This is a genomic window from Pandoraea fibrosis (assembly GCF_000807775.2).
GTDB classification, from domain to species: Bacteria; Pseudomonadota; Gammaproteobacteria; order Burkholderiales; family Burkholderiaceae; genus Pandoraea; species Pandoraea fibrosis.
Genome location: NZ_CP047385.1, coordinates 2,887,036 through 2,909,900 on the forward strand (window position 1 = coordinate 2,887,036; position 22,865 = coordinate 2,909,900).

15 protein-coding genes and 1 tRNA gene are annotated in these 22,865 nt (G+C 60.2%); 15 read left to right on the plus strand and 1 reads right to left on the minus strand.

Annotated features, from left to right (window positions below):
* The first annotated feature begins 39 nt into the window (after positions 1-39).
* The 14 genes from PI93_RS12790 to PI93_RS12855 all read left to right on the plus strand — a co-directional run bounded on the left by PI93_RS12790 (position 40) and on the right by PI93_RS12855 (position 20,034).
* Positions 40-816, plus strand: a complete 777-nt coding sequence (locus PI93_RS12790) for an OmpA family protein (protein WP_039371492.1) — start codon at positions 40-42, stop codon at positions 814-816.
* Entirely contained in the window at positions 803-2,077 is a 1,275-nt protein-coding gene (locus tag PI93_RS12795; protein WP_080759235.1) for an HlyD family type I secretion periplasmic adaptor subunit, read from the plus strand. Before PI93_RS12790 ends, PI93_RS12795 begins: the two co-directional genes overlap by 14 nt.
* A gap of 236 nt (positions 2,078-2,313) precedes the next feature.
* Positions 2,314-3,510: a hypothetical protein gene (locus tag PI93_RS12800; RefSeq protein ID WP_144402265.1), complete on the plus strand. Its 1,197-nt coding sequence runs from the start codon at positions 2,314-2,316 to the stop codon at positions 3,508-3,510.
* Positions 3,511-3,633: 123 nt separating this feature from the next.
* Positions 3,634-9,777 (plus strand): beta strand repeat-containing protein, encoded by a 6,144-nt coding sequence (locus tag PI93_RS12805; RefSeq protein WP_159372145.1) that lies wholly within the window; start codon positions 3,634-3,636, stop codon positions 9,775-9,777.
* Between the two features lies 1 nt (position 9,778).
* Positions 9,779-11,497, plus strand: a complete 1,719-nt coding sequence (locus PI93_RS12810) for a peptidase domain-containing ABC transporter (RefSeq protein WP_039371497.1) — start codon at positions 9,779-9,781, stop codon at positions 11,495-11,497.
* Positions 11,498-12,063: 566 nt separating this feature from the next.
* Positions 12,064-12,273, plus strand: a complete 210-nt coding sequence (locus PI93_RS12815) for a DUF1059 domain-containing protein (protein ID WP_039371499.1) — start codon at positions 12,064-12,066, stop codon at positions 12,271-12,273.
* Between the two features lie 158 nt (positions 12,274-12,431).
* The gene (locus tag PI93_RS12820) at positions 12,432-13,658 is read left to right on the plus strand and encodes an amino acid ABC transporter substrate-binding protein (protein ID WP_039371501.1); all 1,227 of its coding nucleotides are present in this window, start codon (positions 12,432-12,434) and stop codon (positions 13,656-13,658) included.
* An 18-nt stretch (positions 13,659-13,676) separates the two neighbouring features.
* A complete protein-coding gene (locus PI93_RS12825) occupies positions 13,677-14,543 on the plus strand; it encodes a branched-chain amino acid ABC transporter permease (protein ID WP_039371504.1) in 867 nt (288 codons plus the stop codon).
* Positions 14,544-14,577: 34 nt separating this feature from the next.
* On the plus strand, positions 14,578-15,549 hold the full coding sequence (locus PI93_RS12830) for a branched-chain amino acid ABC transporter permease (protein ID WP_039371506.1): 972 nt from the start codon (positions 14,578-14,580) through the stop codon (positions 15,547-15,549).
* Complete coding sequence (locus PI93_RS12835; RefSeq protein ID WP_039371508.1) at positions 15,546-16,298, plus strand: ABC transporter ATP-binding protein; 753 nt, start codon at positions 15,546-15,548, stop codon at positions 16,296-16,298. The genes PI93_RS12830 and PI93_RS12835 overlap by 4 nt, the downstream gene beginning before the upstream one ends.
* A complete protein-coding gene (locus PI93_RS12840) occupies positions 16,295-17,023 on the plus strand; it encodes an ABC transporter ATP-binding protein (protein WP_039371510.1) in 729 nt (242 codons plus the stop codon). Before PI93_RS12835 ends, PI93_RS12840 begins: the two co-directional genes overlap by 4 nt.
* 97 nt (positions 17,024-17,120) lie before the next feature.
* On the plus strand, positions 17,121-17,759 hold the full coding sequence (locus tag PI93_RS12845; RefSeq protein WP_052240730.1) for a 2-hydroxychromene-2-carboxylate isomerase: 639 nt from the start codon (positions 17,121-17,123) through the stop codon (positions 17,757-17,759).
* 277 nt (positions 17,760-18,036) lie between these two features.
* Positions 18,037-19,203 (plus strand): hypothetical protein, encoded by a 1,167-nt coding sequence (locus PI93_RS12850; RefSeq protein WP_144400267.1) that lies wholly within the window; start codon positions 18,037-18,039, stop codon positions 19,201-19,203.
* A 435-nt stretch (positions 19,204-19,638) separates the two neighbouring features.
* Positions 19,639-20,034 carry a DUF6966 domain-containing protein gene (locus PI93_RS12855; protein WP_201279547.1) on the plus strand — a complete coding sequence of 132 codons (396 nt, stop codon included), beginning with the start codon at positions 19,639-19,641 and terminating at the stop codon, positions 20,032-20,034.
* A gap of 602 nt (positions 20,035-20,636) precedes the next feature.
* On the opposite strand, the gene PI93_RS12860 is transcribed toward PI93_RS12855, so the two are convergent.
* Positions 20,637-20,726, minus strand: a tRNA-Ser gene (locus PI93_RS12860).
* Between the two features lie 316 nt (positions 20,727-21,042).
* Here PI93_RS12860 and PI93_RS12865 point away from each other — a divergent pair.
* Entirely contained in the window at positions 21,043-22,767 is a 1,725-nt protein-coding gene (locus tag PI93_RS12865; RefSeq protein WP_144400269.1) for an acyl-CoA synthetase, read from the plus strand.
* Positions 22,768-22,865 lie beyond the last annotated feature (98 nt).

Sequence of the window (22,865 nt, forward strand, 5' to 3'; positions counted from 1 at the left end):
CCTCAAGCAATCGAGCACTAGACCAAACAGGAATCGAACATGGCTGGACATGGCGGGGAAAACAACAACTATTGGCCTGGCTTCGTCGATGCGTTGGCGAACATGATCATGGCCATGATCTTCATGGTCATGATCTTCATGATCCTGATGCTGCACTACAAGCTCAATTCCGGGCGCATTGTTCAGTCGGCCCTGGAACAACAAGCGAAAGCAGCGAGTGCCGCGTCGGCGTCTCCCTCTCCCCAGAGCGCGTCGCCTCCCTCGCCGCCACAGGAGGCGAAAACGCCGAGTCAGGAGTCCAAGGCTGAGGCGACTCAGAAGAGCCAGGATTCACAGGCGTTGCTATCGCCCCAGCAACCGGTCAGCGCCAGCACGAACGTCACAGGCGTGCTTGGGGACCCCGATCCTATTAAGGCGGACCACGGCGATTACCTCGGTGCGCGCCCCGGAGCGGGCAAGAATCCACCTACCGTGACTGGCACGGGAAGTGCCTTGCGAGTGGTCTATGCGGATCAAGGTTACGAGTTGGATACGCAGGCCAAAGCGAAATTGAATAGCCTGACGATGCCGTTGAAGTCGCGTCCTGGTATGCACCTCAAGGTGATCGCCGCGGCGACCCTGGGCGTGGGCTATTCGGATTCGCGGCGTCTTTCGTACTACCGGGCGCTTGGAGTGCGCAATGCCTTGATCGAAGCGGGCTGGTCTGCGGCCATGATCGACATCGAAATCATCGATCACAAGGACACCGGGCAATCCCAGGACGTGTTGATCCAACCGATTTCGCCACAGACGGCTGCATCAAATGGCACACCGTAGACCCATTACCGTGACCCCGAAGGGGTTTGTCGTGGCGTTGGCCGTGTGCGTGCTGGCGCTCCTCATCTGGTCGTGTTTCATGCCTATCGCCCGCATCGTGCGCGGCGATGGCCGAGTCGTGCCGTCCGGGCACAGCCAGATTGTTCAGCATCTGGAGGGCGGCATCATCAGTCAGATACGGGTACGCGAAGGCGAACAGGTTCGTCGCGGCGATGTACTGGTGCGGGTACAGGATACACAGGCCAGCGCCGCGCGCAGCGCCGACGAATCCAAGATGGCCTACCTTCGCGTGAAGATGTCGCGCTTGCAGGCCGAGGCACAGGATGGCCCGATGGTATTGGCCGATGGCACGGAGAAAGACTCGCCGCTGATCCGTTCGGAGATCGAGGCCTTCGAGGCACGAAGGACGCAGGCCGAGCGGCAACGCTCGGTGATGAAGGAAGAGCTTGCGCAGAAGAACAGCGAGATTGCGGTGGCGAGAACACGGTTGTCGAGCCTGCAAGGCGAGATCGCCATTGCGCAGAGCCAACTGCGTCTGATTACCGGGCTGGTCGCGCAGAAGGCGGCTTCGTCGCTGGAGTCACTGGAGGCGCAAAGCCGTGTGCAGCGCTTGAGTAGTGCGATTCAGGAGACGCAGGCCGAACTGGTCAAGCTCGGCGGTGCAGCCAAGGAGGCCCAGGCGCGCATTGCCGAATACGACGCGCGGCGGCGCTCGGAGGCAAGCGCGGAGCTGGCGACGAGTCAGTTGGAATTTTCGCGAACCGAACAGGAATTGCGCTCGCAATCCGATCGCCTCGAGCGCACCGAAGTGCGCTCGCCGGTCGATGGAATCGTCAACCATGTCTACATCAACACGATAGGTGGCGTGGTCAAGCCGGGCGAGCCGATCGTGGAGTTGACGCCTATCGACGATAGCGTGTTGATCGAGGGGCGCATCAGGCCGTCGGACCGCGGAGAAATCCGCGCAGGGCTGCCGGTGAAGATACGTTTCAGTGCTTACGACTACGCGGCCCTGGGAACACTGGCCGGCACCGTCGAAGAAGTCAGCGCGGACACGATCGCCGACGCGCATGGCGATCGCTTTTACCGGATGAGCGTGCGCGTGCTGGCAAAGACGCAGGCGCATGGCAAGTTTGCCAAGCCTGTCGTGCCGGGGATGACGGCCGTTCTCGATGTGGTGGTCGGTGAGCGAACGGCGATGCAGTACCTGCTCTCGCCAGCTTTCCGATTCTACGAAAGCGCGTTTCGAGAGGCGCGTTAAGGCTTGGCGAGCAGGAACAGATTTCATGAGATTGGAACGGATTTACTTAAGAGGGGCGGAACATGATTAAAACGTCGAGGTACTGGGTCGGGCTGATGTTGCCGTTGATCGTGATCCTGATCGGCGGGGTGATTTTTCGGGAATTCATTGTCGATGTGGTGAGCCGTAATCCGACATTGAATCTGTCGATCATGGCCGCCGGCGTCATCGGGATTTACGTGTGTCTGCAACGCGGGGTGGCGTTCCAGCGCGAAGTTCAAACCCTGAACCAGTTCACCGCGGTTTATGCGAAGGTGGCCGATCCTCTTGCGGCGGCCAAAAAGATTGCCAATCGCGAAACGCATATGGCGGAACTGCTCAATGTTCTCGGTGGATTGCGCGGGCAACTGAACAACCGTATCGAGCAGGTATCGCTGCTGCGGGCCTTTGAAGCGGTCAAGGGCGCCTATGGAGAGAGCTTGTCGCTGCCGAATTTTCTTTCGGGTTTCATGATCGCCATGGGGCTGTTCGGCACCTTCATCGGGCTGCTGGAGACGCTGCAGAACACGGCGAGCTTCATCACCAGCATCACGTCGTCGAACACCGACGGCAACGCCGACAAGGCGGTGATGGCCCTGATCGAGGGGATTGAAGGGCCGCTGTCGGGGATGGGCACGTCGTTCAGCGCGTCGTTGTTTGGCCTGATGGGGTCGCTGATCCTCGGTCTGATGATCAGCAGCTTGTCCGCGTTCAGTTACCGCATCGAGCATGCCGCCCGTCGGACCGTCGATGAGGTTGTCAACGTCGAAGAGGAGAGCGCGGCACCCGTCGAGGCGCTGTCGCCTCAGCAGATCATGCAACTGGCCTCGCAGATGGCCATTGGCCTGGACCGCATGACGAATTTCTCCGAGCAATTCGCGCATCAGGCGCAGTCGCTGTTGTCGGCTACGCACATGCATCACGACGACGCGGCGAAGTTGAGCGAGACCATCCAAAGGCAAACCGATGCCTTTATTGAGGATATGGCTGCGGCACGGCAAGCCCAGGCGGATTCGCAGCAAAGTCTGGCGCGTATTCACGAGTCTTTGCATGCCGGTGTCGTTCCGGTGTTGGGCGAACTGCATGAAACGGTGCAATTGCAGGGCAAGGAACGTCGGGTACAGGAAGCACAACGTCAGGTGCAGGACGCGCGCGAGCACGAGAAGGTTGAGCACATGCTGGCCGATCTGAGTGGGCGCCTCTCCGAAGTGTCGGCCGTTCAGGCGGCTCACACCGGCGAAGCGGCCACGATGGTCAGAGCGGCCAAATTGGCGGCGGATTCGGTGTCGCGCCTGTCGGGCGCCATCGTCACGTTCCAGTCAAGTTTCGAGGTCTTGCTCAGTGAGGTGTCGGCACAGATTGCCGAGACAGGCCGGCCGCCGACTGACGTGCATGCCCCCGAGCGCCGTAGTTGATTGGTTTGAGGACGTGCTTCGAACATTGAGCGCCCTCGTTGTGGTGGCTTGACCCTAGGTTGGGGCAGGAGGATTCAGATGGATACGAAACAGCAAACAGCATCGGGCGGTCACGCCCTTATCGTGCCGGTCACGCACGGCCAGACAATCGACATTCCCGTGCAGGCGTCGGCGGTCTCGCGCTACTACGTTCAGGGTGTCGACGTCGTTCTGGAGCTCAAGAGCGGCGAGCGGGTAGTGCTCGCCGGTGCGGGCCCGGAGGCGTTCGACAGCGCTCACCCTTTGCAGGTGACGTTTGAACACGGTGCGCCAACGCTGTTGAAAAGCCATTTGCTGCCGAGTATGGGCCAGGTGGTTGTCGCCGATACGGTCAAGACATTGGTTCCGCAAGACGCGAGCAAAGACGCGGCGAATGCCGCCAATGCCGCCAATGCCGCGAAGCTGGCGCATACCGAGAAAGCGCTCGCTCAAACGCAGAAAGCACTCGAAAGCACGAAGCAGACGCTGGCCGAAACGAAGCAGGAACTGGAACAGTCGCAGAAGGCGACGGCCTCGGCCGAGCCCACGCCGCCTGCGACGCCCGCGATCGGCGAGCTGCTCAAGGCAGGCAACGGCAACGAGCAAGGCGACGGCAATCCCGACGAGGTTCATCTGAGGAAGTTTGACGCTCAGGAGCCCCCGCAGATCGTTCCGCCGGCCGGGCGCACCGGCTCCCCTCCGACCGATCCGGGCTCACCTCAGGTGATCCATGTCGGCAAGGTCACGATGAACGTTGTGCTGCTGGCCTCGACGGATATTGTCGAATCAGGCAATACGATTTATGGCCCGTATGGTGCGCCGGGGGCGAATAAGGATTCGTCGCCACCTGCGCAAACGGCCATCGCGACGGTGCAGGTGCCGGAGGGGAAGACTTTCATCGCCAATCAGGGCGATGGGGGGACGTTCACCAAGATCATGCACCTCACCATGACCGGGGCGGGGGTGCCGAAAAGCCTGACGCTCAGTGGCGTGCCGGCGGACTGGACGATTCCAGGCGCCACCCGGAATGCCGATGGTACGTACACGATCGATCTCACGAAGTTCGCCAGCCCCAACGGCGAGAATCAGTACGACATTCCCGTGACTTATCCCATGGTCGCGGTCGATCCCAACGCCGTGATTCACAGCAGTAATCAATTGACTTTCACGATGGTGGTGGATCAGGGCGGCGACCTGGTCTCTGTCGACTGGGTGCAGACCGTCGTCGTCAAAGACGTGACGCCGGGTTCGGCCGACGACGGGCTCTATGTCGACCCTCATACGGGCGAATCCACCCTTGTGCTTCCGGCTCAGGGGATCGGCTACAACATCGTGGCAGGCGGTAACGACACGATCGTCGGCGGCTTGAACGACGATACGATCGTGAGCGGTACGGGCGGTAACAACATCGACGGCAACGGTGGCGTCAACACGGTGAGCTACGCGAACGCGAAGGCCAGCGTGGTCGTCGATCTGGGAGCGGGGACCGTCACCGGCGGGGGCGTGGCGGCGGATACGGTCAAGCATATCCAGAAAGTGATCGGCTCGGACTTCGGCGACACGATCATCGGTACGACCGATACGGTTGGGATCACCGGCGGGGCCGGCAACGACACGATCAAGCCGGGCGGCGCGTTGAACGTCGCCATCGACGGTGGTGGCGGCATCGATACGTTGAGCTTCGAGGGCACCTCGGGGGACGTGGTCGCCAATCTGAAAACGGGCGTCTTTTCCGGCGCCGGTGGTAACGGCACGGTCGTCAACGTCGAGAATCTCATTGGCGGCAATGGCAACGACACGCTGACGGGGACGACCAACACCACGTCCATCAAAGGGGGCGGGGGCAACGACACGTTCGATCCGGGCGGCGCGACTTATGTGGTCATTGAGGGCGGTGCCGGCGGCAACAATACGCTGAGTTTTGCGGGCACGAAGGGTGATGTGACCGCGAATCTGAAAACGGGCGAATTCTCCGGCGCCGACGGTAACGGCAGGGTCTCCAACGTCCAGAATCTCGTCGGTGGCGATGGCAACGACTTCCTGACGGGCACGACCGATACCAAGTCCATGATTGGAGGAGAGGGCGACGACACGTTCGATCCGGGCGGTGCCATTAACGTCGCTATCAACGGCGGTGGCGGCAACAATACGCTGAGCTTCGCGGGCACCGCCGGTGATGTGGTCGCGAATCTGAAAACAGGCGAATTCGCCGGTGCCGACGGTTGCGGCACGGTCGTCAACGTCCAGAATCTCGTCGGCGGCGATGGCAATGACTTCCTGACGGGCACGACCGGCACCAAGTCCATCAAAGGGGGCGGGGGTGACGATACGTTCGATCCGGGCGGCGCAACTTATGTGGTCATTGAAGGCGGCGCTGGCGGCAACAATACGCTGAGCTTTGCGGGCACGAAGGGGGATGTGACCGCCAATCTGAAGACGGGCGAATTCTCCGGTGCCGACGGTAACGGCTCGGTCTCCAACGTGCAGAATCTCATCGGTGGCGATGGCAACGACTTCCTGACGGGCACGACCGACACCAAATCCATGGTTGGGGGGCTGGGCGACGACACGTTCGATCCGGGGGGCGCCAGCAATGTCGTCATCAACGGTGGTGGTGGCACCAACAATACGCTGACCTTCGCGGGCGCCACGGGGGACGTGGTCGCGAATCTGAAAACGGGTGAATTCTCCGGTGGTGGCGGTAGTGGCACGGTTGTCGACATCCAGAATCTCATCGGCGGCAATGGCAACGACTTCCTGACGGGCACGACCGACACCAGGTTCATGACTGGCGGCGCAGGCGACGACACGTTCGACCCGGGGGGCGCCAGCAACATCGTCATCAATGGTGGCGGCGGCACCAACAATACGTTGAGCTTCGCAGGCACCACGGGCGATGTGGTCGCGAATCTGAGAGCGGGGGAGTTTTCCGGCGCCGACGGTAACGGTTCGGTCTCCAACGTGCAGAATCTCATCGGCGGCGACGGCAACGATTTCCTGACGGGCATGGTCGATACCCAGTTCATCAGGGGGGGCAACGGTAACGATACGTTCGATCCGGGGGGCGCGACTTATGTGGTCATCGACGGCGGTACAGGCGGCAACAATACGCTGAGCTTTGTGGGCACCAATGGGGACGTGACCGCGAATCTGCAAACAGGCCAGTTTTCTGGTGCCGATGGTAACGGCGAGGTCACCAACATCCAGAATCTCGTGGGCGGCAGCGGCAATAACATTCTGACGGGGACGACCGACACCTTATCCATTAATGGTGGCGCAGGGAATGCCGTGATCAACCCCGGGGGAGCCGGGGCCGGGCATTCTGTGTACATCGACGGCGGCGACGGCATCAATACGTTGAGCTTTGAGGGCTACACGGATTCGGTGACGGTAAATCTGTTCGTAGGCACCATGTCTACCGCCGACACCAGCGGTATTGTCACTCACATCCAGAGAGTCGTCGGTGGCGATGGCGATGACTACATAAAGGGCAGGGCCGATACCTTATCCATCGTCGGTGGCAAAGGAAACGACACGATCAATCCGGGCGGTGCCAAGAACATCAGCATCGACGGCGGTGGGGGCAACAACAATACGCTGACCTTTGCGGGTTTCAACGGCGTGACCGCGAATTTGAGCGACGGTACCTTTTCCGGCGCAGCGGGCGCAGGCACGGTCATCCACATACAGAATCTCGTTGGCAGCGATGGCAACGACGTCTTGACGGGCCGCAGCGATACCCTGTCCATCTTCGGTGGCGGCGGCAACAACACGATCAATGCCGGGGGCGCGACCCATGTGTCCATCGACGGTGGCACCGGGACCAACAATACGCTGACTTTTGTAGGGACCACGGATGAGGTGACTGTGAATCTGGCCGCCGGAACCTTCTCTGGAAACGGCGGGGGTACGGTCACCCACATCCAGCATGTCATCGGTGGTGACGGTGGTAACACGCTGACGGGCACCACGGACACGTTATCACTCGTCGGTGGCGCGGGCGACGATACGTTTAATCCCGGCAAAGCGGCCAACGTGACGATCGATGGCGGTGCCCATGGCACCAACACGCTGACCTTTGCGGATTTCACGGGGGACGTGGTCGTGAATCTGAGCGCCGGCACCTTCACCGATGCCTACGGCAAAGGCAAGGTCAGCAACATCCAGAATCTCGTCGGTGGCAACGGCAACGACATCCTGACCGGCAGAGTCGACACTTTGTTGATTGATGGAGGTGACGGCGACGACACGATCGACCCGGGGGGCGCTGCGAGTGTGATCATCAACGGTGGCGGCGGGACGAATACGCTGAGCTTCGCCAGCGCGACGAGTAGCGTGGAAGTGAGTCTGAAAGACGGCACGTTCTCGGGGGGCGACGGTGCTGGCAGCTTGAGCAATATCCAGAACATTATTGGAAGCCAGTTCGACGACACGATCACGGCCTCCGACGACGCGCCAACCCTGATCGATCCGGGGCAGGGCAATGACGTGATTATCGGCAGCACCGTGACGATGACCACGTTGACTTATGCAAACTCGAAGGCGGCGGTCACCATCGATCTCAACCATGGCAGCGTCACCGGCGGCTACGGCTCAGACACGTTCACGAATGTTCGAGGCTTCGTCGGTTCGAACCATGACGACACCTTTATCGGCGCCATTGCAGGCGCCAACCTCAATGGCGGTGGTGGCGTGAACACGCTCAGCTTCCAGGGGATGACGGATGGCGTGAATGTGAATCTTCTCGCGGGGACGGTGACGGGCAGCTTTGGTTCGGAAGTCGTCACCAATTTTCAGAATGTGATCGGCTCGAGTGGAGACGACACCATCATCGCCGCCGCCGGGATCAGCACGGTGGATAGCGGTGGTGGCAATGACACCCTCTTCGGCGACGCGCAGGGGGGGACGACACTGTCGTTCGCCGGAGCCGGGGCGGGATCGGCAATCGTCATCGATCTGAGCGACGGTAGTGTCGGTGGCCACGCGAGCGGAACTGCCTCGGGAACTTACGGCGCCGACTCGTTCACGAGTCTGACCTTTTCCGATATGGTCGCCGTCGTGGGAAGCAGCGGCGACGACATCTTCAAGGGTGCCGGGGTCGATGGTTTGACTTTGGACGGCGGCGGCGGCGTCAATACCTTGTCGCTGGAAGACGCGACCAGCCCTCTGACGATCAACCTTGGTGCAGGAACGGTCACCGGCGACTTCGGCTCGGAGACAATCTCCAACTTCCAGCGGGTGATCGGCGGCAGTGGCGACGATATCATCAATCCGGGCGGGGCGCATGGCGTGATCATCGACGGTGGAACCGGCACCGATACGCTGACGTTTTCGGGCACCACGGGTGCGGTGCAGGTGGATCTGGGCGCAAATACTTTTTCCGGTGCTGACGGCGACGGCACGGTTTTCAATATCGAAAAAATCATCGGCGGTGACGGCAACGATACGCTGATTGGCACAACCTCGACACAGTCCATTCTCGGTGGCGATGGCGACGATACGATCGATCCGGGGGGCGCTGCCAACGTGTTCATCGATGGCGGGGACGGAACGAATACGTTAAGCCTGACCCACGCAGTAAGCTCGGTATCAGTGAATTTGGGGACAGACACTACTGCAGGCGATCTGTCGGGAGGCGACGGTACCGGCAAGGTGACCCACATTCAGAACGTGATGGGAAGCGGTTTGGGGGACACGATCGACGGATCCGGTCAGACAGTTGGTTTGAACCTGAACGCTGGCACCGGTGCGGGGCATGCAACTATCACTGGTGGCAGCGGGAACGACATCATCGATGTCAGCCATTCCGGAGACGGCGCTACGGTCCACGGTGGCGGGGGCAATGACATCATTATTGTTGGCGAGGACTTCATTTCCGCCGCATCGCACTCGCTTGTCGATGGCGGAACCGGCAACAATACCGTAGAGTTCGCGGCGGGTTCATTTGCACCGAACTCAACATTCTCATTTTCCAATTTATCGCCGTCGATTCAGCACGTCAGTACGCTCGACGTAAGTAGTGCCGGAACGACTACCAACTTCACGCTTACGACTGACGATATCAACCGCATGGCTGGTGGCGGCACGGGCGAGACACTCACCGTCAAAACGGTGATCGGCGGTCACGTTAACGTGGCGATGAGCCCAGGGCAGACCTTGGATGTCTCGTCGGGAGCCGATGGCGCGGTGCAGACCGTCGTCTACAATCCTGGGGGCGATATGGTGGCCAAACTGCTGGTGACGCACTGAGATGACTCGTCCCCGCCCACTCCCCGAGTTTGTCGCACGGCTGCACAGCCTGACGGATCAATGGCCGATGGCTGCATGGTGGCACCGCTTCGTCGAAATCGGTTTGGCCAGCGTAGTGATCAACGTTTTCGGCCTGGCGACGCCGCTGTTCTCGATGCTCGTGTACGACAAGGTCATCGGCAACAACATTCCCGATACGCTTTACGGTCTGCTTATCGGCATGGTGTTGTGCGTTGGTCTGGACTGTGTGCTGCGCCTGATTCGAGCGTTCTATGTCGAGCAGATCGCGTGGCGCGCCGACATCGAGATGGATCAGCGCCTCGTCAGTAACATTTTCAACCAGCGCAAAGGCCTGACTTACGCTTCCGGCGCGTTGATCAGCCGTTATCGAGACCTCATGGTTAGCCGTGAGGTGCTCACTTCCAGTTATATGTTGGCGATCGCCGACATGCCATTTCTGGTGCTCTACCTTGTCGCGCTCGGCATTATCGGGGGCTACATCGTGCTGGTGCCCTGCGTGATCGGCGGGATACTCGTCGCCGTCAATTTGCTGCTCAAGCAACCCGTCACTGCCTACAGCACACGGGCGCGACAGGAAGATGCCGCCAAGCTCGCGCTACTTAGCGAGATCACCACTCAGGGTGACCAGATCAAGGTCAGCCCGTGGCGCAATGACTTCACGCAGCGCTGGACGGGGCTAGCCGAGAAGGTCGCGTTAAGCCGTAGCAAGATGCGGTTCTGGCAAGCGATTGGCTACACCTCGATCGCCGACGGTGGTTTGCTCATCTGGGTGGCGACCTTGACCCTTGGCGTGTTGATGGTCGATGGCAACACCCTGACGATCGGGGCATTGACGGCGTGCTCGCTGTTGTCCAGTCGTGCCGCCTCGCTGCTGGGAGGCGTGTTGCTGGTCATCGAGCGTTTCGAGATGCTACGCCGAACGCGACATGAGTTCGATACGATGATGACCTCCGCCAGTTCACCGGTGTCTCAGGAAGACATCGCAGAAATGCCCGCTCCGGAGACGGTGCGCGGGGAAGTTCGCGCCACCCAGGTGCACTTCCAGTTTCCCGGGCGCACCAAGCCGTCGTTGCAAGGCGTCGACCTTGTGATCCGGGCTGGCGAGCGCATCGGCATCGTGGGTAACAACGGATCGGGTAAGAGTACCTTGCTACGCTGTCTTGCCGGCGTCATCGAGCCGACGCAAGGCACGCTGACGCTGGATGGCGCGACACTGACCCGATACCCGGTCGATTGGCGTGCGCGGTGGCTGGCGTACAAGCCCCAGGATCCCCACCTTTACGAGGGGACGCTGGCGTTCAATCTACGCAGTCCCGATGCCACAGCGGACACGAAGACCCTTTGGGCCGCGATACATGTGGCCGGCATCGACAAAATGATCGAGCGTGCCACGCTGACCCTGGATAGTCCGATCACCTCGGGCGGTGTCAACCTTTCGGGCGGACAACGTCAAGCCGTTGCGCTCGCCAGAGCGTTAGCCACCGGGGCGGACTTCCTTTTGCTCGACGAGCCGACCGCAGGGCTGGATCAGGACGCCGAACGCGGCATTATTGAGCGTCTGCTGCCCTTTTGCGAAGACAAGACGTTAGTCGTCTGCACGCATAGCCTGGAGCTGCTCAAGAAAATGGATCGACTGATCGTGGTGCAGGACGGGCGCATTCTGGCCGACGGATTGACGCGAGAGGTACTGGTGGCTTGAGGGTGCTCGGACCGCTAGTAATTGACCTGCGAATTGAATGAAGCATGACTAAGACGTTGTATCGACGGAGGTATCCCCAACGCCTCAGGATGTGGGGCGCGACGTTCGGGGCCGGTAAATCTATGGGTAAAGGGCACAACAACGAAGTCCGACGTGAACCTCTCCTGCCTCGGCGCAGAGCCTGGTATGTCTGGTGGGCCGTCGTTGCGACAGTCGCCGCCTTGATCGGAGCGATTCCGGTGGTTCACGCATACCTCCTGAAGGTGCTTGGGTGAGCGGCAACCCCGGCCCCCCTCAAGGCCGGTCGGTAAACGGTATTCCACGCCGGCACGCTTAGTGGCATTGCCAATACCGATTCGTGCACCTCGTTTGTGCGCAGTGAGGAACGAGCCGCATGTGAAGCAAATGGCTCGGCGCCTCCTCACATCCAGCACGCGCGACCTATACTTTTTGAATGTTCTCATTCGCGAGAAGGAGGCGCATGTGTGCCCAATGGATTTCGCCGAACATCACGCGTAATCACGCATCCAACCCCTGCCTGTTTCTTTTCGTATGAGGAGAACATCATGGCCCGCAAATACATCGATTGCCGGGAATTTCCGAGCGATACGAACTGCTCCGTCGCACTCAGTGCCGATTCCGAAAGCGAGTTGCTGGAGGCGGCCGTGCAGCATGCGGTCACGGTTCACAAGCATGCCGATTCGCCGGAACTGCGCTCACAACTGAAGACGCTTTTCCATGACGGGACCCCGCCAGTCGACGCGCCGCGTCATTGAGAACGTATTCGTTCTTTTGCTGAGACTCTGCGCGGCGCCTGTCGCGCAGATAAGGATGTGAAGCGTTGCGCATATATGCAAAGCGCTGGAAATTGGTTATCGGCGCATGGGACTGGAGCAGATAATTCGCGGCTTCTGTCTTTTGTCTGGATCACCGTATGTCCGTGTCTCGTTTCCTGACCCGTATGGCGCATGCCACGGGAGCCGCCTCGCTTGCTGCGACGCTTTTTCTGACGGGTGGTGCGGCGCTTGCGGCCACGGATGTCGTTACCATCGGTGCCCCATTGCCTGTGACCGGGGCTCTCTCGCCCGAGGGCACGAAGCTTCGGCAGGGCTATGACCTCTGGGTGGAACGCGTCAATGCGCAGGGCGGCATTCAGGTGGGCAACAAGCGTCTGCCGGTCAAGCTTGTGTTCGCCGACTACCAGTCGAATACGCCGCGCGCCGTGCAACTGACCGAGCGCCTGATTACCGAAGACAAGGTCGACTTCCTGTTCTCGCCGTTCGGCTCCGGTGCCACGAAAGCGGCCAGTACCGTCGCCGAGCGCTATCAGGTGCCGATGATTGCCTCGTCGGCATCGTCCAACGAAGTGTTCGATCAGGGCTATAAGAACCTGTTCGGCATCTATACCGACAACAGCACGTTGAGTGAGCCGCTCGCCGAACTCGTGCACGACAAGATTCCGAACGCCAAGCGCGTTGCGATCCTGGCGCGTAATGACTTGTACCCCCTCTCGCTGGCGAGGGAGTTCGAGAAGTCGGCGGTCAAACGCGGCTTGCAGATCGTCTACTCGCAGCGCTACCAGATCGGCTCACTCGATCACTCGGCAGAAGTCACCGAGATCAAGGCTGCGCGTCCGGATTGGATCATCGTCACGGGGTATATCAACGATCTGATTCTCGTGCGCAAGCAGATGGCCGACCAGAAGCTTGGCGCACCGGCGGTCACGATGATCAACGGCCCGGCTTACGACGAGTGGATCGACGCGGTGGGCAAGCCGTTGGCCAATAACGTCACTACGGCAAGCTGGTTCCATCCGGTGTTGGCCTATCAATCGACCGACGTGTTCGGCTCGACGGCCGCGTTCGTCCGTGCGTTCCAGGGCAAATACCATAGCCTGCCAGACTTCACGCAGGCGTCGGGCGCTGGGGTAGGCGTGGTCTTGCAGCAGGCGATCGAACGAGCAGGTACGCTCGATCGTGAGACGGTGCGCGAGGCGTTGCGCAAGGGCGGTTTCAAGACGTTCTTCGGGACGATCTCGTTTGCGCCCTCGGGCATTGCAAACTCGTACACGCCGCCGGTCTTCCAGGTGCAGGGCGGCCAGGTGCGCGTTATCTACCCCGCCAATATCCGCGCGACCGAATTCCGCGTCGGTGTGCAATAACCGTTCGGGCGCAGTGCGATGTTGTCCGCGCAGATCGTTGCCAACGGCCTGATATTGGGCTGTCTTTACGCGAGCATCGCCGCTGGATTTTCGTTGGTCTGGGGCGTGCTCAATATCATTAACCTGCTGCACGGTTCGTTCATCGTGCTGGGCGCCTACCTGGCGTTTTACGCGCAGCGTGAGTTTGGCATCGACCCGTTCGTCTTTGCGCCGTTGGCTGGCGTGACGTTGTTCGGGCTCGGGCTGATCGTGCAGAAACTGGCGATCAACCGGGTGCTGGGGCGGCCGGTGTTGCTGACGCTCACGCTGACATTCGGCCTCAATCTCGCTTTCGGCGATGCGATGATCGAGGCGTTTAGCGCCGACTACCGCAAGGTCAATCTCACGCATGACTTCGGTTTGCTGACGCTGCCTGGTGTCGTGCTGCCGCTCGACCGTGTGGCGGTGGCAGCGGAATCTCTCGCGATCACGGCCTTGTTGTGGTTGTTACTGCGCTTCACGAAGCTGGGCCGCACCATCGTTGCTGTACGCATGGATGCCGAGGCCGCATCGCTCATGGGGGTGAAGACCGCGGCTGTCTTTTCGCTCGCGTTTGCCATCGCGGCCTTCACGGCTGGGGCGTCTGGCGCATTGCTGGCGGTGATCTTCCCGATCTCGCCGCTCATGGCTGCCGGATATCTGGGCAAGTCGTTCGTGGTCTGTATTTTGGGCGGGCTGGGTAGCGTGCCGGGCGCGATTGCCGGCGGACTGGTGCTCGGACTGGTCGAGAGTGTCTCGTCGGCGGTGTTTGGTCCCGCGTACACCACCACCGTTTCCTTCGTGCTGTTGCTGCTCTTGCTCTATGTCCGCCCGGGCGGCATGTTCGGCAGGAAGAGCTTTGCCTGATGCCGGGCTAGCCGATATCTCTGTAACTGTCTCAATGACTAAATCGAAGCTACTGGGCCCGGCGGGGCTGGTCGTGGCGCTGGCGCTCGCGGCGGTGGGGATCGCCTTGGACGGCGGCCCATATTGGATTCGGCTTGCCACCACGTTTGCGATGTACGGCACGTTGGCGCTGTCGTGGAACATCATCGGCGGCATGGCCGGGTATCCGTCTTTCGCGAGCGCGGCGTTCTTCGGGCTGGGCGCCTACACAGGCGGGATTCTGGTGACGCATGGCTGGCCGCTTGCGGCTGCGGTGCTCGGCGCGGCTGTGACGACGGGGGCCGTGGCGGCGCTGCTGGGTCTGCTTGTGTTGCATCTGCGCGGACATTACTTCGCCATTGCGAGTCTGATGATTACCGAGGCGTTTCGTGAGATATCCAACAATGCCGGTGATCTGACCGGCGGCGGCATGGGGCTGACGTTGCCCATGCCGGCGGGTGACGCACTCTCGCACGCGCGCCTTTTCCTGTTCGCCATGACGCTGTGCTGTGTGGGCGCAGCGATTGCCTGCGCGCTGATTTCGCGGGCGCGGCTTGGCGTCGCGTTGCGGTGCATTGCGCAAAATGAAGCGGCGGCGCTGACCATCGGCATCGATGTCCGTCGGGCCAAGAATCTGGCGTTCGCCTATTCGAGCTGTTTTGCGGGCGCTGCCGGTGCGGTCTATGCCGCGTGGGTCGGCTATATCGATCCGAATGATGTGTTCGACGTCATGCTGGCGGTCAAACCGCTCGTGATGGTGTTGCTCGGCGGCGCGGCCGTCTGGGTCGGTCCGCTGGTTGGCGCATTGGTCTTCATCGCTTTCGAAGAACTGGTGTGGCGCAACATGCTGCACTTCCACAGCGGCCTGTTGGGGCTTTTCATCGCATTGCTGGTGATCTATTTCCCAGGTGGTCTGGCCGGTGTGTCGGGCTGGTTCGGCGCTCGCTGGCGCCGGCTGGGTCTGACGTCTTCACGGAGTACGGCATGAGCGATCTGCTGACGCTCGAGGGCGTTACACACCGGTTCGGTGGCGTGGTGGCGGCGCGCGATGTTTCCTTTTCTCTGCGACCCGGCGAGATCGTCGGACTCATTGGGCCCAACGGTGCGGGCAAGACGACACTGATCAATCTCGTGACCGGCGTTATCAAGCCCAGCGCCGGCAGTATTCATTTTGAAGGGCAACGCATCTCGGGCTTGCCGCCGCATCGGATTGCGCGCAGTGGCATTGCTCGCACCTATCAGATCGTGCAGCCATTCCCTGCGATGACGGTCCTCGAGAATGTCGAGGCGGCCGCGTTATTTGGTGGTGGGGCAGCGTCGCGGGCTGAAGCGAGTCGTCGGGCGCAGGAAAGCCTCGAGACCTGTGGCCTGGGGGATATTGCCGAGGCGAACGCCGGGGCGCTATCGCTTGCCGAGCGCAAACGACTCGAATTCGCCAAGGCGCTCGCGTTGCGGCCACGCCTGTTGCTGCTCGATGAGGTCAACGCGGGTCTCAATGCGTCGGAACTGGACGAGGCGATCGCGCTCACGCGCCGGCTGGCGGCGCAGGGCGTGACGATTTTGCTGGTGGAGCATCTGATGCGGCTGGTGCTGCAGGTCTGCGACCGGATTCTGGTGTTGCATCAGGGCGCGTTGATCGCCGACGGGGCGCCGGCGCAGATTGTCGAGAACGACGCTGTGATCGCGGCCTATCTGGGGCAGCGGTATCAGTGTCGCAAGCGCGAGGGTACGTCATGACGCAGCCATTGTTGCGTGTTTCGTCACTTGGCGGTGGCTACGGGGACGTGAAGGTGCTGCACGACGTGTCGTTGTCGCTCGCGGCTGGCGATCTTGCCTGCATCGTCGGTTCCAACGGCGCGGGCAAGAGCACATTGTTGCGAACGCTGGCCGGACTGCAGAGGCCGTTTGCAGGCACGGTGCACTTCCGGGGTGTCGAAACTGGCGGCTGGCAGGCGCCTCGGGTGGCAGCGCAAGGACTGGTGCTCGTGCCGGAGGGACGACGTCTTTTCGCGGGGCTGAGCGTGGAGCAGAACCTGATGATGGGGGCGCATCTGCGCAGCGACGGGCGCGATGCTGTCCGAACGTCACTAAGCGATGTATACGCGCTGTTTCCCCGGTTGCACGAGCGTCGGCGGCAGGAAGCGACCACGCTCTCGGGGGGCGAGCAGCAGATGTGTGCGGTCGGCCGGGGGCTGATGGCTGCACCGGCCTTGCTGATGATCGACGAGTTATCTCTGGGGCTGGCACCCGCGATGGTCGATCTGTTGGTAGCGGCGCTAAGTGAAGTGAATCGCCGCGGTACGGGCTTGCTGGTCGTGGAGCAGGACGTTGGCGTTGCGCTGGAACTGGCGCGTCATGGTTTCGTGCTCGACCACGGCACGATCACTCGCAGCGGGGCGTCTGACGCACTGTTACGCGACCCCGCCATCGGGGCGGCTTATCTGGGTCTCGCGGCCGGCTAGGCGGCTGTACGTCGGCGTTGTGCACGGGCTTTGCATGACGCCGATGCCATGATTTTTCGCCTTTTAGTGTTCTTCGCATTCGACAGGAAATATCGCCATGACCACGCAAATCCACGACTCGCACGAGGCGAGCCCTGTGCGTAAATCGATCGACTTCTATTTCAGCTTCATTTCCCTGTGGTCCTACATCGGCAGCGAGCCGTTTCAGGCGTTGGTCGAGCGCCAGCAGTTGCAGGTCAACTACAAGCCGATGGATCTCTACCAGGTCTTTCAGGCGACGGGCGGCAAGCCTCCGCATGAACGTCCGCCTGCACGACAGGCCTATCGGCTTGCCGAGATGGCACGCTGGCAGGCCATTCGCGGCATACCGCTCAACGTATCGCCGAAGCACTATCCGGTACAGCCGTCACACGGACACCGCATGTTGCTCGCCGCGCAGGCGGATGGAGAGGACGTTAGCCGCTTCCTGCATCTGGCCCTGCGGGGCGTATGGGCCGATGAACTGAACGTTGAAGACCCCGACACGATTCGACGTCTGGCCGATCAGGCTGGTCTCGACGGGGCAGGGCTTTACGACATCGCAGCGGAACAGGTGTGGGTCGATCAGGAGGCGGCGCTTACGCAAGAGGCGCTGGCTCGTAATGTGTTCGGCGCGCCGTTCTACTTCTACCGAGACGAGCCATTCTGGGGGCAGGACCGGCTGGAGTTGCTTGAACGGGCGATTGGGCTTGGGTGAAGGGGCGTGTTTTCTACGACCATGGCAAGCAGGCATTCTTGCTGCGGCGAGATTCGAATACACGGAAGGGGGCCCTCTTCCTTTTTTGATGCAGCGGCGGCTGACGTCGGTGGCACTGAGGGGGGAGTGTAACCATACGCGGCCAACGTGGCAGCGGTACGCGGAATCCTCCGCGATTGCCACGTGAGGGCATCAACGGCTAACTTCACAGAATTACTAAGATGTACGATATATTCTTCGGGAATTCATGATTCGCTATAGATGAACCGGAGGGAGTGTGTCAAAGAACTACAAGTGGCTAAGAAATGGGGGCGGCAGAAAGGTCAATGTGAGTACACCCATGTCATGGAGTGCCCGTATCTCCACTGCTCGAGATTTTCTTGACCTGGTCTTTAAGATCGTAGTTGTGCTACTTCCTTTCCAAGGCATTGTGCTGTTTTTCTACTTAAACGGCATTGGGCGGCCGGATCTATTCTGGCCGACATTGTCTTCGGCCGCGGGTTTCTTCTCGCTCATACAGACTGCATTGGTGCTTGCCGGTCTCGTATTGTTCTGTCTTGCAACGCCTTCCATTATTGCAGCGCAGTTAAGCAGCTCATATATCAATGGGCAAAAAATGCCCATGCAAGCCTCTCTATTAATGATAGCTCCGGGCTTTGGCGCGTCGGTCGTGTACGGTATCCATTCCGTATTTCGAGCATATGACTACTCCATAAATCTAAGTTCTTATTGGAGTACGGGGGCTGCGTGTCTGATGCTCCTCGTTGCGTTTGGGGTCGTCTATGCAAGTCCAAGTTGGTTCCCAATTCTCACGGTTGACGAAAAGAAGTCGAAAAAGGCGAGGCTTTGGTGGTCTCTGCTCCGCGTCGGAATCGCCGGAGTCGCTGCTATTTATTCACTTATTGCGGTATTAGGGGCGACACTTTTTGCAAAGATCATCGGAGTCATTGATGGACCTAACATCGTGGTCACGATTTTCACGATGTTGGCCTGCTCTCTGCCTGGGGCGCTTTATCTCGTTGGTATCAGCCGAGGGCAGACCGTCGCCCGTTCAGTTGCTGCGGCGGTGTTCTTTGGCGCCGCCATCTTGATGCCCGTATTTTTTGTTGCGCGCAGTGCATTGCTTGCCTTCGCATTTTTTACACTTACCACGGTGGGGGTGGTTGATCGTGAGCAGCGCGACTTTGCTGTTTACGACAGTTCAAAGCGAGCAATGTTAAAGAAGCTAGGTTTCGAGGCAGAGGACGTGTTTGTAAAGGGATTTGTCCGGTTTCAGTTCGGAGATATAAAGCTCCTGTGCGTGGATGCCTTTGATCCAACGAAGACTGGGGTTGCCGATATGTTCCTTAACCGACGTGGCGAAAGTGCTCTTTCAGAGTTGCCCAAGACGGCATGTGCTGTATTGGGCAAAGACGAAATTAGGGTTGTGCAATTGCCAAAATAAGGTGGTCGGTAGCGCCCGATGTGAGAGTTGTCGCGCGCTGCATGCGCTTATTGGGCCTGTCGAGGTTAGGGGCGCGCGGATACGGACTTGAAATCTCCGATTGCCACTGAGGTTCCACAGGTCCAACGTCTGGTCTAGCTGGGCTTTTTTCGATGAAAACATGCTCATACGTGGATTTTGCCTCAAGACAACGGAGCCGAGACGACTTGGACGCGGTGCTCAAACCGGACTTCTGACGTTTCTAAAATTCAGATCAGCCAAAGCGATGCGGTACCGAGCGCTTCGGGCGGGGCGGTAGGGGCATTGATGCAATGGGAGATCGACGAGTGGATGCTCGAATCCATCGCCTCTCAAGTGCGTTGCCCTGTGTAATGGTTCATGGCCGGTAGAGATCAAAGGGGGAAGACTGAAATCGGCCAATTTCGGTCAGTCGACGTGACCGGCCCAGATCGTCGACAATTCGACTTTATCAAGAGCGGCGCTGAACGGATGGAGGCAAATATGGGACCAAAAACACAAGAGCTGGTTGAGGTGTTAGCCAAACTCGCCGATCTACTTAAAACCAACGGCGGACAGCACTGGCGCGCTTGGTTGCTTCGTGCCAAAGCTCGTTTAGAAAACGCGGATTACTCCGGTATTGAATATTTGCTTCAAGCGTACGGAGGTATGGGCTCGTTCAACGACTTTGTTGCGGCACAGAGCGCTATAGACGGGCAGCCCACCGGGAAACCCGGGTACGTTGAACTGGACGATGAGATAGATGGCTTAAGAACTAAGGCGTGGGAGCTTGCAACAGACATCAAGCGCAACCACGAAGTCCAGCGTACCTGACTATCGAATTCGTCTCGGCTAACCGCATCAGGCAGATCTCGGCCAAGAAGGGACGTTCGACGTCGACACCAAGATCTCGGATGATTCGCGCTTGGATGACTCATTTCCATTGGTAAGCTGCTGCTCGCACGAACTGCGCACGGGCCTCCTCTGGCAGCCATGAAAACCGACGGTTTAGCCAACTGTCACAAGCGTCGCAGCACTCCGAAATGTCCGCTTGCTGCCAGTTATCAAGGCGACACGCCTCCATCCAGAGCTGCCCAAATAGTGCCCGACCCTCAGAGTCATCTGCGAGTTGCTCTAATACAGCAGAAGCGAATGTCCATGGCTTTTCCCAATCGAGAAACGCAATCGCAGCCTTGATGAGTTCCGATTTGGCCATGATAAGAAAACGAACTATAGAGAGTCGACAATAGCACGACCGGTGTCTGGCTCTCGTGGAGGCTGAAAGACCGTTTCGGGTCGGAAGCCGCTATTAATCACACTGCAGCGCGTTCGTCATCGCCTTATCCAAACCGCCGCGTCTAATGGCGCAATTTCCTTCTTTTGCGGAGCACCGTCCAAAAAAGTCAATGACTACTATCGGGGAAATCAAAGAATTCTGGCGGAGGCGGTGAGATTCGAACTCACGGAAGGGTTACCCCTTCGCTGGTTTTCAAGACCAGTCCATTAAACCACTCTGGCACGCCTCCGGGGCGTTGCGCACGACCTGGTGTCGTGGCGTGGGATGCCGTCTGAGGTGACGGCTTTGGGATGCGTGCGGTCCGGGGGAATCGGCGTCGGTACCCCGGCGCAGTCCGGTACCGCACGGCAGCCGGCATTATACCCGCTCCTCTCGCCATGTGAAGCCTTCCTTGCGCCCAAATTGCCTCGCACCCCGCTCAAATCCTAGTGCTTTCCTCATCCACCCCTTGTCTTGTTCCCGTCCGGCATGCATCATGCTTCAAGACGTGCGGTGAACGCCCCCCGCGTTACCGTGCGAGGCCAGACATGACCCGGAGACACCGCATGGATGCCGACACCTCCCGCGATTCCGCCCAAGAGACGTCAAATGACGCCAGCGGCGAGCGCGTGACCGACGCCCCGCCTGCCAACGCTTTTTCCTGGCAGATTCCCACCCTGTACAACATCGGCGTCGATGTCTGCGATAAATGGGCCGATGGCACCAATCGTCTCGCCCTCATTCACGAAAGCGCCGACGGCTCGCTCGTGCGACTCACGTTCGACGTCCTCAAGCAACTCTCGAATCAACTCGCCAACGAGTGGCGCGCCAACGGTGTCAAGGCCGGCGACCGCGTCGGCATCTTCCTGCCGCAATCGCCCGCCACACTCGTCGCTCATGTCGCCGCCTATAAACTCGGCGCGATCGCCGTCCCGCTCTTCACGCTCTTCGGACCGGAAGCGCTTGCCTACCGGCTGCAAAATTCCGGCGCCGCCGTGCTAGTCACCGACCTCGCAAGCATCGGAAAAATAGACGACATCCGTGCCGAAATTCCGGATCTGCGACTCGTGTATGTCGTGCACGACGACCTCCCCGAAGCCCATCACCACGTCGCCGACGATCAGGATTGGGGCGTTGCCGAAGACGGCCTGCTCGCCCTCTGGCCCGCCATCGCCTCACGTGATCCGCACTTCGAGCCGGTTCAAACCCGCGCCGACGCCCCCGCACTCATCATCTATACCTCCGGCACCACCGGCAAACCCAAGGGCGCGCTCCATGCGCATCGGGTACTACTCGGCCATCTGCCGGGCGTGGAGACGTCGCACAACGGCTTTCCGCAAGACGGCGATCTGATCTGGACCCCCGCCGACTGGGCCTGGATCGGCGGACTACTCGACGTCCTGCTGCCGGCCTTGCACCACGGCGTGCCCGTCCTCTCGCGGCGCTTCGAGAAATTTGATCCCGTTGCCGCATTCGATTTGATGGCACGCCACGGTGTCCGGAATACCTTTCTGCCGCCGACAGCCCTCAAGATGCTGCGCACCGTCCCGTCGCCTCGTGAGCACTGGCCGCTGCAACTGCGCTCGGTCGCCAGCGGCGGCGAGTCGCTCGGCCCCGAATTGCTGGCATGGGGACGCGAGCACCTCGGTGTCGACATCAATGAGTTCTACGGTCAGACGGAATGCAACATGGTGGTGTCGTCATGCGCCGCAGAATTTCCGGCACTGCCCGGCGCCATCGGACGTGCGGTGCGTGGCCACGATGTCACCATCGTCGATGACGACGGCACGCCGCTTCCGCGGGGATCGGTCGGCAACATTGCGATCGCTCGACCCAATCCGGTCATGTTTCTCGGCTACTGGCACAACCCGGACGCCACGATGGAGAAATATCGCGGCGACTACCTGCTCACAGGAGATTCGGGATTTGTGGACGAACAGGGCTACATCACGTTCACCGGCCGCTCGGACGATGTGATCACCAGCGCCGGGTATCGCATTGGCCCCGGACCCATCGAAGACTGCCTGATCCGACATCCGTCGGTGCAGTTCGCGGCGGTGATTGGAGAGCCCGACGAGCTGCGCACCGAAATCGTGAAGGCGTTCGTGGTGCTGCGTGAAGGACACGTGCCGTCCGACGCCCTGGCAAAGGAAATTCAGGATTTCGTGAAGCAACGCCTCGCCGCGCATGAGTATCCGCGCAAGGTGGTCTTCCTGCCGGAGTTGCCGATGACAGTCACCGGCAAGATCATTCGCAAGGCATTGCGGGAAATGGGCACTGCGCTGGGATAATCCCCGCGCAGGGTGGATAGCGTCGGAGGAGGAGAGAGTGCGCCGGGTAACGGCGCATTTCTCTTTGAGGCACGTCGTTATCCGAGCGTGAGCAGCAC

Bases quoted from the DNA above. Each gene is read 5' to 3' on its own strand.
- PI93_RS12790 (WP_039371492.1), top strand. From the start codon at position 40: ATGGCTGGACATGGCGGGGAAAACAACAACTATTGGCCTGGCTTCGTC.
- PI93_RS12795 (WP_080759235.1), top strand. From the start codon at position 803: ATGGCACACCGTAGACCCATTACCGTGACCCCGAAGGGGTTTGTCGTG.
- PI93_RS12810 (WP_039371497.1), top strand. From the start codon at position 9,779: ATGACTCGTCCCCGCCCACTCCCCGAGTTTGTCGCACGGCTGCACAGC.
- PI93_RS12815 (WP_039371499.1), top strand. From the start codon at position 12,064: ATGGCCCGCAAATACATCGATTGCCGGGAATTTCCGAGCGATACGAAC.
- PI93_RS12820 (WP_039371501.1), top strand. From the start codon at position 12,432: ATGTCCGTGTCTCGTTTCCTGACCCGTATGGCGCATGCCACGGGAGCC.
- PI93_RS12825 (WP_039371504.1), top strand. From the start codon at position 13,677: ATGTTGTCCGCGCAGATCGTTGCCAACGGCCTGATATTGGGCTGTCTT.
- PI93_RS12830 (WP_039371506.1), top strand. From the start codon at position 14,578: ATGACTAAATCGAAGCTACTGGGCCCGGCGGGGCTGGTCGTGGCGCTG.
- PI93_RS12835 (WP_039371508.1), top strand. From the start codon at position 15,546: ATGAGCGATCTGCTGACGCTCGAGGGCGTTACACACCGGTTCGGTGGC.
- PI93_RS12840 (WP_039371510.1), top strand. From the start codon at position 16,295: ATGACGCAGCCATTGTTGCGTGTTTCGTCACTTGGCGGTGGCTACGGG.
- PI93_RS12845 (WP_052240730.1), top strand. From the start codon at position 17,121: ATGACCACGCAAATCCACGACTCGCACGAGGCGAGCCCTGTGCGTAAA.
- PI93_RS12865 (WP_144400269.1), top strand. From the start codon at position 21,043: ATGGATGCCGACACCTCCCGCGATTCCGCCCAAGAGACGTCAAATGAC.